General features: G+C 39.9%; 18 protein-coding genes. 7 read left to right on the top strand and 11 right to left on the bottom strand.

Annotated features, from left to right (window positions below; translation table 11 throughout):
- Positions 1 to 279 precede the first annotated feature (279 nt).
- Positions 280 to 525, bottom strand: a complete 246-nt coding sequence (locus C5745_RS17165) for a hypothetical protein (RefSeq protein WP_105718243.1) — start codon at positions 523 to 525, stop codon at positions 280 to 282.
- On the opposite strand from C5745_RS17165, the gene C5745_RS17170 reads away from it, so the two are divergent.
- Positions 525 to 707 carry a carboxymuconolactone decarboxylase family protein gene (locus tag C5745_RS17170; RefSeq protein WP_105718244.1) on the top strand — a complete coding sequence of 61 codons (183 nt, stop codon included), beginning with the start codon at positions 525 to 527 and terminating at the stop codon, positions 705 to 707. The two genes, C5745_RS17165 and C5745_RS17170, sit on opposite strands and share 1 nt — an antisense overlap.
- Positions 708 to 961: 254 nt before the next feature.
- On the opposite strand, the gene C5745_RS17175 is transcribed toward C5745_RS17170, so the two are convergent.
- Complete coding sequence (locus C5745_RS17175; RefSeq protein WP_105718245.1) at positions 962 to 1,675, bottom strand: VOC family protein; 714 nt, start codon at positions 1,673 to 1,675, stop codon at positions 962 to 964.
- A gap of 123 nt (positions 1,676 to 1,798) precedes the next feature.
- A complete protein-coding gene (locus tag C5745_RS17180) occupies positions 1,799 to 2,140 on the bottom strand; it encodes a winged helix-turn-helix transcriptional regulator (RefSeq protein WP_105718246.1) in 342 nt (113 codons plus the stop codon).
- A 114-nt stretch (positions 2,141 to 2,254) separates the two neighbouring features.
- Between C5745_RS17180 and C5745_RS17185 the strand changes: the two genes are divergently transcribed.
- Both C5745_RS17185 and C5745_RS17190 read left to right on the top strand, forming a co-directional pair.
- On the top strand, positions 2,255 to 2,731 hold the full coding sequence (locus C5745_RS17185; RefSeq protein ID WP_105718247.1) for a hypothetical protein: 477 nt from the start codon (positions 2,255 to 2,257) through the stop codon (positions 2,729 to 2,731).
- The gene (locus C5745_RS17190) at positions 2,704 to 3,276 is read left to right on the top strand and encodes an EF-Tu C-terminal domain-related protein (RefSeq protein WP_105718248.1); all 573 of its coding nucleotides are present in this window, start codon (positions 2,704 to 2,706) and stop codon (positions 3,274 to 3,276) included. The genes C5745_RS17185 and C5745_RS17190 overlap by 28 nt, the downstream gene beginning before the upstream one ends.
- A 390-nt stretch (positions 3,277 to 3,666) precedes the next feature.
- Here C5745_RS17190 and C5745_RS17195 read toward each other — a convergent pair whose 3' ends face one another.
- From C5745_RS17195 to C5745_RS20315, 7 genes are all read right to left on the bottom strand, one after another.
- A complete protein-coding gene (locus tag C5745_RS17195) occupies positions 3,667 to 6,351 on the bottom strand; it encodes a glycoside hydrolase family 78 protein (RefSeq protein ID WP_105718249.1) in 2,685 nt (894 codons plus the stop codon).
- Positions 6,352 to 6,705: 354 nt separating this feature from the next.
- The gene (locus C5745_RS17200; protein WP_105718250.1) at positions 6,706 to 7,155 is read right to left on the bottom strand and encodes a YciI family protein; all 450 of its coding nucleotides are present in this window, start codon (positions 7,153 to 7,155) and stop codon (positions 6,706 to 6,708) included.
- 60 nt (positions 7,156 to 7,215) lie between these two features.
- A complete protein-coding gene (locus C5745_RS17205) occupies positions 7,216 to 8,103 on the bottom strand; it encodes a helix-turn-helix domain-containing protein (protein ID WP_105718251.1) in 888 nt (295 codons plus the stop codon).
- A 363-nt stretch (positions 8,104 to 8,466) separates the two neighbouring features.
- Entirely contained in the window at positions 8,467 to 8,712 is a 246-nt protein-coding gene (locus C5745_RS17210) for a hypothetical protein (RefSeq protein WP_105718252.1), read from the bottom strand.
- 419 nt (positions 8,713 to 9,131) lie between these two features.
- Positions 9,132 to 9,800, bottom strand: coding sequence for an ATP-binding protein (locus tag C5745_RS17215; protein ID WP_207795832.1), 669 nt, complete (start codon positions 9,798 to 9,800; stop codon positions 9,132 to 9,134).
- Positions 9,801 to 10,434: 634 nt separating this feature from the next.
- Positions 10,435 to 10,848, bottom strand: a complete 414-nt coding sequence (locus C5745_RS17225) for a nucleotide pyrophosphohydrolase (RefSeq protein ID WP_105718255.1) — start codon at positions 10,846 to 10,848, stop codon at positions 10,435 to 10,437.
- A 154-nt stretch (positions 10,849 to 11,002) separates the two neighbouring features.
- On the bottom strand, positions 11,003 to 11,170 hold the full coding sequence (locus tag C5745_RS20315; RefSeq protein ID WP_165793126.1) for a hypothetical protein: 168 nt from the start codon (positions 11,168 to 11,170) through the stop codon (positions 11,003 to 11,005).
- A gap of 126 nt (positions 11,171 to 11,296) precedes the next feature.
- On the opposite strand from C5745_RS20315, the gene C5745_RS17230 reads away from it, so the two are divergent.
- The 4 genes from C5745_RS17230 (at position 11,297) to C5745_RS17245 (ending at position 13,808) form a co-directional block, all read left to right on the top strand.
- A complete protein-coding gene (locus C5745_RS17230) occupies positions 11,297 to 11,968 on the top strand; it encodes a carboxypeptidase-like regulatory domain-containing protein (protein ID WP_105718256.1) in 672 nt (223 codons plus the stop codon).
- Between the two features lie 17 nt (positions 11,969 to 11,985).
- Positions 11,986 to 12,576 carry a hypothetical protein gene (locus C5745_RS17235; protein WP_105718257.1) on the top strand — a complete coding sequence of 197 codons (591 nt, stop codon included), beginning with the start codon at positions 11,986 to 11,988 and terminating at the stop codon, positions 12,574 to 12,576.
- Between the two features lie 100 nt (positions 12,577 to 12,676).
- Complete coding sequence (locus C5745_RS17240) at positions 12,677 to 13,333, top strand: tetratricopeptide repeat protein (RefSeq protein ID WP_105718258.1); 657 nt, start codon at positions 12,677 to 12,679, stop codon at positions 13,331 to 13,333.
- A gap of 16 nt (positions 13,334 to 13,349) precedes the next feature.
- A complete protein-coding gene (locus C5745_RS17245; RefSeq protein ID WP_105718259.1) occupies positions 13,350 to 13,808 on the top strand; it encodes a hypothetical protein in 459 nt (152 codons plus the stop codon).
- 193 nt (positions 13,809 to 14,001) lie between these two features.
- Here the strand turns inward: C5745_RS17245 and C5745_RS17250 are convergent, their stop codons facing one another.
- The gene (locus tag C5745_RS17250) at positions 14,002 to 15,111 is read right to left on the bottom strand and encodes a Fic family protein (RefSeq protein WP_105718260.1); all 1,110 of its coding nucleotides are present in this window, start codon (positions 15,109 to 15,111) and stop codon (positions 14,002 to 14,004) included.
- Between the last annotated feature and the right edge of the window lie 408 nt (positions 15,112 to 15,519).

Below are 15,519 nucleotides of genomic sequence, written 5' to 3' on the forward strand. Positions count from 1 at the left end.
GACAAACTACTTGCTGCTCGGCACGGTGGAGGTGGACTACCACTTCCCTACCCTCACGATCCACAAGATGGCCAAGCTGCCGTTTTTATCCCGGATCCGCGGTACAACCATGACCGCGACAGCCAGTACAAGATTCATCAGCAGATCCGTGAGGATGTGAGCATGACGAACCGGGCGCCTTACCCGCAGGCGCACGAGATCGGGCTGCCGAGGCGGAAGATGAGGTGAAGACGCCTTGTATCGTCAGTTGGACGAAAACTCTTACGAGGTGATACGCTCCTATTCTAATCTTTCACTTTCGTTTAATTCCTCCATCTCCTCTCTTAATTTCCTTATTTGATCTTGGATGAGTCTGTGCCGGGATCGCGAAAATAATAAAACACCCGCAATGACAATCACCATCGGAAGAGTAGTCAATTCCTTTACTCGTAGTTTCTTTTGTTCATAGGTCAAAAACAACATGTTAATATGCTTTACGGGCTTGGAAAAATCTAGCTTACCCAATAGCTTAAACGACCAGCTCATTGAAATATTTGGTCAATGCTTGGAAAGAAACAAGTGAAATTTTTACTGATCAAGAAAGAGCTGCATTGGCAATCACCGAAGAAGTAACTTTAATTCAACAAAATGGATTGACCGATGAACTTATGAATTTGCCTCGCGGTTTTTTAGCGAGAACCAAATTGCTGAAATCATTATGGCGGTAGTTACCATCAACGCTTGGAACAGAATTGCCCTCAGTGGACATTTTCAACCCGGACAAGCCTTTGCGTAAAGTGGTGCAACATTAAATCAAGGGATTGAGCGGTAGTATAGGTAGTATAAATTGAACTGTCACAAATTTAATTTACACTACCCCACAATGGCGTCTCTTCAACATATTGCAAACTCCGTTCCTCTTCAATGATTGTAGATATCTTTCCAAGGACTACGCAGTTCGATTTGCACTACCGTACTAGGGTTAGAGTTTAACATTATACTTTTGTGCTAAACGCTCTTTTTCCTCGTCCGTTAGACTCACCTGGTTTAACAATGCTCTGCATTCTTCCTCTCGTATCGTATCGTTAATATTGCTCGCTAGGTCTATTCGAATAAGTAATGCTTCCGCGATATCCACGTGCGCTTCGTTTTCGATATTTTGCAACGCGGCATCCAAAGTTTTAACGGATGCTTTTTCATCTTCTTTGTAGTCCCTAAACACTATGGACTTCGCAATGGATTTCTGTAAAGGACTTTGGTTTTCGTCAAATGCCTTTTCATACGTTTCATCGTGTTCTTTTCCATATTTGATGAAGATAATAGAATTACCCGAAACATCTGTTAATGTAAATCGGGCTGTTCCTGGTTTCATTCTGGAAATTCTGGGTATTCCCGAATGTGGAACTCTGCCCAGATTTTGTTTAAACCTTTGGGTAAAATTCTTATAAACTTTTTCTAAATCGGATACCATAACAAGGCAACCGCTATATAGATTGTTTGCTGCCGTCATCCCTTTTACCTTGCCAAAATGTAACTCGTACCCGCCTTTTTCAACGATACCGTATTGATAAGGCCGGGTCATTTTATAGGTAGTTGTATAACCCATCATTTCCCAGAAGGTAACGGTTTCTTCTATGGCTACACATGGCAATTGCGGTACCGTCAGCCAATCTTTTTGATGCTCTAAATGCTCCATTCTTTATTGAAATTTGTTTGAAGCAAATCTAAACACATCAGAACATAGAACCATGTTTATATACTTTTTTGTATATAAAGGACATTAACTGTCTTTTGTTATTCTACTATTCGGTTACTGAGTTTAACCAATGCCAACTTCTTCCATTAGAGCGGTGCCGTATTCGGTTAATTGGTCAATGACAGGTAAGGCTTTTTCCGCTTTTTCGGTTAACTGATATTCTACGCGAGGCGGTTTTTCTACAAATGTGTTTCGCGTAATCATATTTTTATTTTCCAATTCCCGTAGCTGCGTAAACAGCATTTTATCTGAAATGTGTGGTATAGTTTTTTTCAAATCGGCGTAACGTAATGCACCATTCCTAAGGCTGATTAATATTGGCATTTTCCAAGTACCACCGATATGTGCCATTGCAAACTCAATAGGATTATAATAAACTCTGTTATCGTGCAAAAATTCTTTCATGGTGTTCTCTCACAAAAATCGCAGGTTTTAACGTTTTTAATTTCCGAACCGCTTTTCCGCTGTGTTTATGCTTCAAAACGGCTTGATGGCTAAATTTACGACTTTTGTGGACGTATGGGGAGGAGAAATGGAATTATTGTTGATTATACCGAATCGGCGCAAACACATTTTCATTTTGCATCGAGTGTAAATATTGGATATATTAGTGGGGTGGTTTTAGACATATTCTTTATAGTAGGTATCGCTTTATTATCAGTAACTGCGATAGACGCGTTGGGTGCTATAGCTTCCAGAAAGTTTAGGTTCAACTATGGTTACTTCACTGTTTTGTCGTTCATCACATATTTCTTCACAGGATACTTCTTATCTTTCGTCACCTCGCTAAGTTCGGTTTTACTTTTGTGTGGGATGATCGGAATATTTGATGGAACAATCGGCTTTAAAATTGCAAAGAGATTAAAACCGTACGCGGGAAAGGTAAATTATGATGAAATTAAACATGATTATTCCGTCGTACTAATAATTTTCTTCTTAGCTATAATGGTAGGAGCGCTGGGTTATGCTTGTACCTTTTTAGTCGGTTTAAAATAAGTAACCTTGATGATAAAGGAAAAGAGAGATTAAGACAAATTCTTGGCGGATCACTACGCGACACATTATACACGATATTATTAGGACTAGATGGTGACGCAAGTATCGGCGATAACCAAACATGCTATAAACTTTTCGACGAAAACGACAATGAATTGACCGGTGGAGAAATTGACGTTGCTGCTTATGAATATTTTCACAATAACAAGTTTCAGATTGACAAAGGGGAAGCTGACTTTATAGCTACGCTAACATATTTTACGAAAGAACAAGGTGGAAGACAGACGCCAGCGTTTTCAGGCTATCACCCACAAGTAAAATTTGAATTTTCAGAAATGCAGACTTCAGGACAGCAGACCTTTATTGATAGAACTACTGTTTATCCTGGAGACACGGTTGAAGCTGAAATCAAAATTATAGCTATCGAACATTTCGCTGGACTACTTAATGATAAAATGAAATTTGACTTTCGGGAAGGTTCAAGAATTATTGGGACAGGTCAGATTAAACATATTATAAACAACCAACTTAGATGCAAACAGTAAGCTATTTTCTAAAGACCAAGCATAGTAATGATAGGTTTGTCGTTGAGATGAGAACGTTTGAACTAAAATGGTTTATTATTACGAACAATTTGGCGCGTGTGAATTTGACATGAAGATATACGTACGAAAGCCGACAAAAAATGAGATTAGAAACCTGCAGACAGCATGACTGAAAGCCAAATATTCTTTATATTGGGGGATGCAACTTGGAGTCATAAATTATAATCTCTTTACTTCACTCTCAACCAGTTCTCCCTCTTTGAAGATATTGAGTACATGTTCATCAATCGTCGATTTAGATTAAATTCCGACATGCCACACGAATCTGCTTTGACAACAAATCTTTTGTCAATCATTTTGGCAATAAAATCATTGTCAAGTGGCATTACTCTACTGTCTTATAATAAGTAAGCTTTCGAACGCATAGCTTCCTGAACCTATCTGTTCCTGCTTTCCATTCGGCAGTATAACGGTTGCTGTCGTATTAACCGGAATCTGTACGCGCAGCCTGAAACGGTTGCCCGCGATTTCCCAAGACGACCTCAGTAATCCATAGCTCGTCATCAGCTCTGCTTTTGCGTGGTTCAGCTTCCCTCCCGGCTGAGGCCTGATGATGATTTTCTTATAGCCGGGTGTTGCTCCGTCGGGCAAGATTCCGGCAATACTCCGGTACATCCAATCGCCGATTGCTCCATAAGCATAGTGGTTAAATGAATTCATAGTTGCTGTTTGGAAGCTGCCATCCGGCTTGATGCCATCCCACCGTTCCCATATGGTCGTCGCACCCATTTTCACCGGATACAACCAGGAGGGGTAGCTCTCCTGCAAGAGAAGATCATACGCGACGTCCGTATAGCCAAACCGACTTAATACATGGCACAGATAGGGCGTACCCAAAAAACCCGTGGTCAGGTGGTTGTCATAGCTCCTGATGTTCTCGACGAGGCGGCCGGCAGCCTGTTCCCGCAGGTGCTCCGGCAACATGTCAAAATTTAAAGCCAATACATAGGCCGTTTGCGTTCCCGACACGAGCCTTCCATTGGCGCTTAAATACTCTTTTACAAAAGCATCTTTAATATCCTGCAGCAAACCGGAATAGGCTTCGACGTCTTCCGTTTTGCCCAATATTTTAGCGGTATTGATCAGTAGCTGGGTCGAATGGGCGTAAAAGGTCTGGGCAATCAGATATTTGTCTGTCACAGCGGCCCTCCCATCCGTGTCATCATCTGGACGATAAAACAGCCAGTCGCCGAAATGCCGCCCGCTATTCCATAGGTTGTTTTTGGATATCCCCTTGATATAGTCGACCCATTTTTTCACACTCTCGTACTGCTCTTCGAGTATCCGTTTATCACCGTAGGCCATATACATCTCCCACGGGACGATGGTCGATGCATCGGACCAGCCGCTGGAACCGGCTTCCCAGTCTGCAATGACATTCGGGATCACATGAGGAATCTTACCATCGGCCTGCTGCTCAGCCTTTAGGTCTTTTAGCCATTTGGTGAAAAATCTGGACACATCCATATTGTAAGCAGCAGTCCGGTAAAAAACCTGCGCATCACCCGTCCACCCTAACCTTTCGTCTCTTTGAGGGCAATCTGTTGGCACATCCAGGAAATTACCTTTCTGCCCCCAGAAAATATTATGCTGCAGCTGGTTTAACATCGGGTTGGACGTACTGAATGTTCCTGTTTGTTTCATTTCCGAATGGAGCACAATTGCCGTCAGGCCTGCCGTGTCCACGGCCCCTGGATATCCCTCGAGTTTTAGGTAACGGAACCCCTGAAAACTAAAATGTGGCTCAAAAACCTGCTCCGTTCCGTTTAGAATATACTTGTTTTGTGCTTTTGCGGTTCGTAGGTTTTCCGTATAGAAATTACCGGCTTTATCCAAAACCTCGGCATGACTTAGGATTACCGCCCTACCCGATGGCCCTTTCACTTTCATCCGTACCCAGCCTGTCAGGTTCTGACCGAAGTCGACAACCGTATCTCCGGCAGGGGTAATCATCAATTTCAGCGGCTTCAACCTTTCCTGCATGCGTACAGCAGGGCCTTCCATAGCCACCAGCTCCGACTTACCGTCAGGTAGGACAGTCACCGGCAGCCATGAAGCATCCTCTTGGTACCCGGTATTATCCCAACCCGTTTTTTCCAGTCTGGAATCATAAGTCTCCCCATGATAAATATCGGAACATAAGATCGGGCCGTAGCTGCTTTTCCAGCTATCGTCTGTTTGGATGACGTCTTTGCTACCGTCGGCATACGTTACCAACAGCTGCATCAGCAGGGCACGGGTCTTCCCATAATAGCTCCGTTGATTTCCAAAGCCGATATGTCCCTTATACCAGCCATCGCCTATCGTCACGCCGATGACATTTTCACCCATTTTCACCTGCTTACTTACGTCGTATACCTGGTATTGCAAGCGTCCCTTATTGTAGCTGGTCCATCCCGGCGCGAAATAATCGTCGCCGATGCGGCCGCCATTCAGCGCTGCTTCGTACAAACCTTTTGCCGTGATATACACAAAGGCTTGCTTCACTTTCTTGTTGATTTTAAACTGTTTCCTTAATAGCGGGCTTCGCAGAGAAGTGTCCTGCCCATGCACGGAAATCCATTGCGCCGTCCAATCTTCATGCTTCAGTCCTATCTGAAACAGCTTCACAGTGCTCCACGGCGATGTATTTCCGTGGTTATCGGTTACCCGTACCTGCCAATAGTAGCGCGTCGCGGACTTCAGCTCCGGACCGTCATACGGAATATGCACCGACTGATCACTGTTCTGTTTATCTTTCCAGATCAGATCTTTTCCGGAGGTCAGCCTTTTCTCGTCTAAAGCGACGCGGATTTCGTAGGATTCCTGCGTCGTGTTTTTGACATTACTGTTCAGCTTCCAGCTAAATCGGGGCCGCGCAGTCTCCAGACTCAACGGATCATCCTGATATTCCGTCCAGAGATCGTATAGGCTTATTTTTTGTGCAAAACTCGGCGTGTAAAAGATAACGAGCAATGCTATCAACGCGCATATGCTCCCCGGCTTAACTGGTTGGTTATATGATCTTTGTGTCATATCCCAAATATATTTAGAATTTTACAAAAAAACTAAGTCGATTAATCATGACATCATTAATTAGCGTGTCAAAATCGTACTCAGGATAGGTAATGTAAGATAAATGATATCCAGTTAGAAAGAATCACTCAATTATTTGAGAAAATGATTGCGGAGGAAGATACTGAATATGAGCACAAAGATGATGTGATGAGACTACTACCTTATACGGAACGGATGTGTACCTAGGGCTGATGCTCCTGCAGGGACTGAAGGGCAGGCTGGCAGAGGGTGCTTTCTTTCGCTAAAGGAAGTCCCGTTTCCAAATTCGTAAACCGACATTTCAATGCGATCATGATCTACTACATCGCCTCGCTACTTACTAATTTTTTTTGGAATTTCCCTAACTTCGACGCTTCCGCCATATGCGAGAACTGGAATCGATTTAGCAAGTTCCAATGCATGTTCCATATCTTCTGCTTGAATAACAACATTGCTTACAACTTTAAGATTGTCGGCAAAAACTATTTCTTTTCTTACCTCTTTTTTTGCTCCCGAAACGGTATAGCTCTCACCCGGAAAAGCAAAACTTAAAACGTAAACACCTGTATCTTTCCATTCTTCCACAAGTTTATCCCATTGAGGGTTTACCAATTTCGCTTTTTCGGAATTGTAGGTTTCAGGGACTCGTACCAGTAAACTAAAATGCTTCATTGTAATGGTTTCCTTTCGTGTTATCATTGTATCTGCTTGTGAAAACGCTATTTGACTAAAAAGAACAGCTAACTCAAACAAAAACGTAATTTTAAAAACTATCATAATCATTTATTTCGACAGTGCAAAATTGGTCAAATTAATACCACAACGTAGGGACTGGCGGTTCTACTACTCGGACAAATCGTGCATCAGCTTTGAGCGATATTCCTGTGGCGAAATGCCGATGATTTTTTTAAACAACCTGCCGAAATAAGAGGGGTCGCTAAAGTTCAAATGGTAGGCAATGCGAGATATAGGCTCGGAAAAATCCTGTAAATATTTTTGGGACTGTATAATGACAAACTCCTGTGTAAACTGTTTGGCTGACTTATTCCAAACCTTCTGGATACAACGGTTTAAGTAGTTTGATGAAATACGAAGCTGTTTGGCATAATCGTTTATGCTGTAACCATCTGAATAATGCTTATACACGAGAGCCCGGAACGAAATGGCAATATCATACTGCCTTGACAGCCCATTTTTCAGTTCCGAAGATTTTAAAAGTTTCAGTAATAGAGATTGGAAAAGGTACAGTGCAATTTGTTCATCAGGCATTGAGGTTCCCAATTCCTGCATTATCAGTTTGCTAGTTTGCTCGACAAATTTAAAGTCGTTGCTGTGCAAATGAATGATTGGGGAAGTGGTAAACAACTTGAAAAAATAAAGTTGGTCTTTGAACTGCTGTAGAACTTTGTCATCAAAAATAATATAGTAGCCTTTAATGTTGTGAGTTTTCCGCAACAGTGACGTTACTTCGCCTTGCATTACTAATAATGCTTGATTTTCTGATACTTTTTTTATCAGGTTGCCCACCTGCTGCTCAAAACTTCCAGTTGTAGGCAAGATGATAAAATTAAAATTTGCTTTTAAGAGCGGTGTCGGCGTGGCAATGCTTCCAGACGACAAATCTTCTAATGTATAAATCTGAAGAGGAGTTCCCAAATACCGAAACTTATCAGGAAAATCGCTGATATAGGTTTTTGTAAATTCTTTGAATGTGATTTCGGTATTTTTCACTTTTCAGTTGCTTTTGGATATTGATATCTTCGACTAACTAATCTGCTGTAAGAGTTGTTCGATATCTGTCATGGTGTGCTTCAAAAACGGCTTGATGGTTAAATTTACGAATTTTGTGGGAGTTTCATTTACTCTTTCTTTATACTTGGTTCGCTACTTATTCGCAAGTTGTTCGGAAGAGTACCGGGATTTTACCGGAAAAGTACCGGCGATTCACCGTGTTGAGTACGGTAAATTCTCGGTAAACACTCAGTAAATTCCCGTTGAATGGGCGAACAAAGTCCGAACATTGTGCGAATACTGTTTAAGCAATGCTAGAAGAAAGGACGACCTGACAAATTAATTTAAATGGTAGTTGGAAGCTTAGTCGATATATCCTCTTTCTCTGGCAATATCATTATAGTCTAAAACTTCAATCAACTGCCCATGACGATATAACTCGACCAGTTGGCTGCCTTCATTTTTTGAAACAGAATCGCCAAGTTGAAATTTAGATTCCCACGAACGTTCAATGCCCAATTGTTGGTCCTTATTCACAATCGTCATCACATTATGGTTATTCTTTTGCCGGTATATGGATTCGATAGTGCCGTGAAAACCTCGTTTCATTCTGTCTTCAAAAAAGAACTGACCTGGAGTGCTGTTCGTGGATTCCCAAATGATAAATACTACTAGAATAATAAGGGAGATAGCAGCGTCAAAAGAACGATGGTGGTGTCTTTTTTATTCAGCCGAATTACAGGGATTTTCATCGTATTATATTGTAAATTTTTCTATAACTATAACGTCATCGCTTCGCAGTTGTCTAAGCATATCTCGATCTAATTCAAACAAATAAAGTGTATCGATATTGGCAAATACATGACTAGGTTCTGTTTCGTGTTACGGTGTTAAATAGTCAAAAAGGTAACCACGCCACCAAGCAAGGAAATCAATAAAAAGATAGCAATCAACGCACGTCCGATTTCGCCAAACCGATCTTTCCAAGTTTCCTTATATGAAGTTATTTTCTTGGCAAGAATAGTAGGCTATTGCGTTAAAAGCTTCAAAACCCGTTTGCCAGCTTCAGTAATTTTATACCGTTGGTTAGGGTGTGTTTTTTCTCCCGGATAATCTTGGCTTACCCACCCCAAATTAATCAAAGGATCCAAGTACTTTGCTCTGTTTCTACTTTGGTTGGTCAGGTCCATGGCATCAAACAAATCCTGTCTAGTCATATGATGAGAAAGTATAGATAACATTTCCTGAACTCGATCATGAATACTTTCCTTTAATATAGTATGTACAGATTTTCCAGCTCCGTTACTAGCTCCGTTACTAGCTCCGTTACTAAATTTGATTAAATCATCTAAGGTATTAAATTCCAGTACAGTAGCTCCGTTACTAACTCTGTTACTAATTCCTTGGTGAGCAGGTAGAATAGCTAAAAAGTAGTTCCGGTCTTGATCAGTTTCAAAGATAGGATCCGGAGAACCATTTTTCTCCATAGCATCATAAACAGCAGGGAATCCAGTGCCTCTACCTTCCGTCAGCTCTAGTTCTTTTAGAAAATCTCCGATCCGTCGATTACGATATTCTCTAGCAACAATTCTGCGTTGGGTGCGTACAACTTGCGCATCTACAGGGGGAACAGGCCCAGGGTAGCTTAATACTTCAATCTTATCCGGCCAGACCTGTACTTCAATAGGACTTCCCAAATCATAACTTTTATGATAAACAGCATTGGACAACACTTCTTCCTTTTCAATTGATAAAAGATCGCTATTATAGAAAGAGGAAACGACCGCTTGCAGTTTGGAAAAAGATGTTAATTTTGATGAGCATCGTTCTTGTTGAAGTGATGTTGTTTGTTAGGGGGCCAATATACGATTGGTATACTGTTTACCTCGGCGTATCCATTGGCATGGGGATATTAATTTCGTTACTAGCATATCTGCTAATCGACAGATATGTAGAAATTCGCCCGAGTAAAGAAAAGTCGTAACATCTATGTCCCATGAGATAAGGATACAATATTTTTCGTAAAGTGTTATTTAACCTGATCGCTGCCTTTGCAATATTACCATTTTTGATGTTGCTGGATAAAATTTGGGATCATCTGTTTGGAGGACTTTATTATTTTGAGAACAACCTACACCACACTTAATTTTTCGTTAACTGACGTCATTTATACTCATGAATATTTTTATGGCTTTCTTTCTTTATTATTCAATTGATGCCGTCGCAAATCCCAAGAATCTCGAAATCAGCGATAAAGAGGTGCTTTAAGATAGTGCGTCGCTTGCATTTCGATTAAAAACTTCTCGTCCTGTATCACCTATCCATATGTGGCTATAGTTCATTGTATTTTTTGGCGGTGCCTTTTGCTTTTTCAACTGGATATTTCTCGTTGTTGCGCTTGATCTTGTCATCGATGATCTGTTTGATATCGAGTCCATGCTTGTCGGCCAGTAAAAGGGCATACATCAGTACATCTGCCAGTTCTTCTTTTAGCTTTTCGGGATGGGCTTCTTCGTTGCCTTTCCACGGAAATGGTTGCTGTAGCTCGGAGGTTTCTATACTGAGGGCTACGGCGAGGTCTTTGGAATTGTGGAACTGCTGCCAGTCGCGGCATCGCGAAAGTTCCTGATCTGCTGCAAGAGTTGTTCGATATCTGTCATGGTGTGCTTCAAAAACGGCTTGATGGCTAAATTTACGAATTTTGTGGGAGTATTGGGGGGGGGGGAGAAATGTAAATGGCGACATTTTAGCAATAGTTCTATTGTTAAATAGGTTGACAATGAAATTATTGTCTACGGTATGCTATCAGATAGCAGATAGCTTCGCTAATATACATTCCTCGGTATATGGTCCTTCTCCTAATCTTACTACTAATCTTCTCCTAATCCTTCTCCTAAAATCAGCTTACTAATTCCCAAGAAGAATGTTTGAAAGATCCTTTGTTGATAATTTTATTATGCTTTCTAAGCTCCATTATCAAATTCTCTACTTTCTTTTTCTTCTGCCCATCCGTCATCCAATCAGGCAACTTATTCCATAGCAACTCATCAATTTCTGCTCGAGACATAGTACGATGCTGTGATAATGAAATCGTACGCTTGTTCCAAATGGAGAAATATTGTATTATAAAAGATTTTTGGTAGCTTTATACAGTACAATTATCTGTAAAATAACCAACGCAACTAACTAATGTATGTCTATAAAAATTCCAAAACCCTGCACTGAGAAATGGAGTAATATGCCTCCTTCTGAACGAGGACGACATTGTTCTGTCTGCCAAACGGAAGTAGTCGATTTTACGAATTGGGATACAGAAGATATCGTGAGATACATCCAGAATGCCAACAAAAAGATCTGTGGCAGAATAACCCCTGTACCCTTCCCGGATAGACATTACGCCAATTGGCTTTGGAAAAGCAAAAAATATATCAGAGTAGCTGCCGGTTTAATTCTTTCAACTGTGATAGGGATCAAATCTGCACAGGCAACGTTCAAGCATAACGAAAGTATTATCGACATTAATTACGTAATTCAGATTGACTCTATAACTATCAAAGGGGTTGTCACAGATAAACAGAATAATCCTCTGATGGACGTGCCTATCTCAATAAATAAGCAATTCCTCTCATCTACAAATGCTAACGGACATTTCGCCCTAAAATTTGCAAAAGAGAACAGAGAGGAAGTTTCGCTATTTTTTCAATACATTGGCTATAAAAGCAAAACGATAAGAATAAAGCTAAAAAAAGAAACAATTCGTCCGCTTAAAGTGATATTAGACGAAGATATCGTTTACATAGGAGAAGTTATTGTTAAACGACCTAATATGTGGCAACGATTTTTTCATTTTTTTAAAAAGATATGATCCACAATTAGTTAACCATGAAAAAGCTCATTCTAATTCTAATCGCGTTTACTGCAACACATTCATTTGCCCAAACAGCGAAAAATGTGTTCTCAAGGAAATCCACGCCTGTTACAATCAATAAAAATACTGACACTTCTTTACGCGTGATCATCGTTGACAAAGAGAAACAGGTACAGCAGCTCGCCTACTTTGTCAATGATAGATTTGTTAAGAATCTTGGTTCTATTAACCCTAAACAAATGGAAAGCATAGATGTCATCAAACGAGATACCGTGATCGGAACGCAAACATATGAGGGTCAGATCCATATAAAGACTAAAGCAAACTATACTCCTAAATTTATTTCCTTAGCAGAACTGAAAGATAAATATACAAGCTTTAAAGAAATGCCTGTAGTATTTATGCTGGACGCAGAGGTGATCAATTCTGATGAAGAAAGTTATTTTGTAGATGAAAATAACCTGTTAACGATAATCATCGACAAACTGAAAACAAATAAAGACAATGTCGAGATAGGATTAATAAAATTATTGACAAAATCCAAAGAGAACATTGATAAAAGAAATAACATTATGATCCGTGGCGAAGGGATAGTGGCGGAATAAAAAACACAAATTTACTTTATAAACTATCTTTACAAAAGGAATTGAGCGAAAAATGGTGGGGCAAGAAAATAGTTGGCGGTAATTTTTTAAAGAAACGACAATGGCGGATTGGTATAGGCGAAAAAGTTGGACTAGAGCAGATGAAGAAGAATATTTCGTCAGGCTTGGCCGTGCACGAAAGAACGGAAGGCCACAATATTTAAGAGTACAAGCAGTCGAACTTATTGAAACTAAAGATAAAAATTTATTGTCGGTAGCAGAGGTACTTTTATACAAAATTCTGACAGACTATCCAGACGACAGGATTGAAAAAAGTCAAACCTATAACTCATTAGGAGAGATATATAGGTTAAAAGGAGACTATGAAACTGCACTGATGTATTTTCAGAAGTCACTTGACTTTGAAAGAGAATTTCCTAATGTTATTACTAGCGCTTACTTGAACTTCTCTGAAACAGTTGTTCTTGCAGAGAGAACCGACTTGTACGGTTCAGTTGAGAAATTATTGACAGAAAAAATAGGACACGACACTTTAACGTTCCCGGGTCAAAACTATATAATGTATTCTGTTATGGCGATAATTTTTGAGTTTAAAGGTAACTTGAAGCAAGCGAAGGCATTTGCGAATTTAGCTGATAAAAATGCTACGACAGAGATAAATTCACTCTGGGATCCACAAAAGAAAAAATATGGAACTGTAAAAGAAAGGAAAAAATGGTTAGACAAGCTTGCTGGACAGAACAAAAACCGCGGTTAAGGATAATTTTAAAAAAATGGCAAAATACGATAATGCTAAAAAACCATTATACCGAAAGGTAAATACGAGAGCGAGAGGTGTCCATCATAACTTTGGCGGTGACTTTAAATATTCAAAAAATAAAAAAGGTGAAACTCCGGAACAGATTAGGGGTACTATGTTCGGCAAAAAAAATCGTGGCCTCGACTATACACCACTATTTAGATTTTTGCTATCAAAAGTTGGTTCAAACTGGAATGAGGTGTTTAGCGAAGCTAAGTCTAGGCTAGATAAAACAGAACCAATATTTTGGATAGTGGCTTTAAATTCAAACAATAAAAAGGATTATGTGAGAATTGGTGAATCATCATATTTTTCAGGAATGTATGTAGATGACTCAGAAAACTTACAGCTATCGAATCCAAACTTAAAGGCAAATGATTTAACCCCTTTTTGTAGTTGCTGCACCCATACACTGAATGGAGAAGTGTTCTAATGGGAAATCTGCCAAAACTGATTACAAATTGAAACGATATCAATATAAAGAACCAGGAAGAATTCAAAATCGAAAACGAAGGAATTTTACTTACGGATTTTTCTAATACGAAATATAAAATTGGTTTTGATGGAAAACTAATTTCGGATACTTAGATTCTATATCTTCCGACCGAATATAAGTAAATGATGGTTTAACCCTCCAATATGCGAATCAAATCCTCATTGATATAAAAAACTTCTCGTCCGTCTTTCGCTGATGTGAGTATTCGTGCGGCGACCAGTTCATTGAAATATTTGGTCAATGTTGTTCTGGAGGTTATTTGCAGGACATCACTGATCAACTTTGGTTTGATGTAGGGTTGGCTGAACAGTAGCTCATTTACTTCTTTGTTATACCATTTGATGGTTGATTTACCATATTCCAACGTGGTTTCCATTTGATCCAGTATGCTGTTAATAAGCTGATTGGTCAATAGTGCTGTTTTTTCAACGGCGTCTAGCATATAGAGTATCCATGGCTTCCAAGTTCCGCGCTGCGTAACGGTGCCTAAATTATAATAGTAATCATCTTTATGAACGATGATGTATTTGGAAAGATACAAGACGGGTTGATCTAAGAGGCCTTTATTCACTAAATAGAGTAAGTTTAATATCCGTCCTGTACGACCATTCCCATCGGGAAAAGGATGTATGGCTTCAAATTGGTAATGTGCTATACACATTTTAAGTAATGGATCTGTGTCGGATAGCCTGTCATCATTTAAGTAGTCCAGTAGGTTCTCCATCAATCGTTCAATCAAACCGGTGCCTCTTGGAGGTGTATAGATGATTTCCCCCGATCTAAATTCACTCTGCCCACGTTGGATTACCGTCAATGTATGAGGCGGTCGTATGCTACCTGATGTATTTTTGATTTGCCGGAAAATGGCAATTATACTGTCCAAGTCGATACCATCCTTTTCCTTTATACGTTTATACCCCTCCCAAAGCGCTTCCCTATACCGCAAAACTTCCTTCGTCGCAGGATTTGCGTTTTTTTCTTGGATAGTATCCGAAACGGCTTTATAAAGTTCGTCTTCTGTCGTAAAAATATTTTCGATAGCTGATGATGCCTTAGCTTCTTGAAGAGCAATAGTATTGATCAACATATAGGGATTGGGCAAACGTTGGATATTACTGTTTACTCCTGCCAATGCTCTTGATGCCGTGACCATTTTTTTTAGAATGTCTACATCCTCACCAATATTTTCGGGAGGCAGTAACGGAAGATCGTTGAAAGGTTTCGTTCTATCGTATACCATATATGTTCAAATCTAGCCCAATATTGGACATATACACAAAGTAATGAAAGAAAATGGACATATTTATGGTATTTGTTCACTTTGTTTAAAAAAATGAACATATATGGATTACTTGTTCATTAGAATGAGTGTGATGCAGGCGCCATAGCAGACGCGTTAGGTGCCACTTCTTATCTTTCGTCACCTTGCTAAGTTCGGTTTTACTTTGTGCGGGATGATCGGAATATTTGATGGAACAATCGGCTTTAAATTTGTTGCGCCTTTTTAATCGGTTTAGAATGAGTAAATTTACTTCATGGACACAAGCTTATCCCCTATTATTACAGTCGAAGAGCTTCTGCTTATAAAAAGCAGAGAAAATCTGGTCATCATCGATGCCTCGAACGCCAAAGATGCCTATGCAGACTT

This window comes from Sphingobacterium haloxyli, assembly GCF_002980525.1.
Lineage (GTDB): Bacteria > Bacteroidota > Bacteroidia > Sphingobacteriales > Sphingobacteriaceae > Sphingobacterium > Sphingobacterium haloxyli.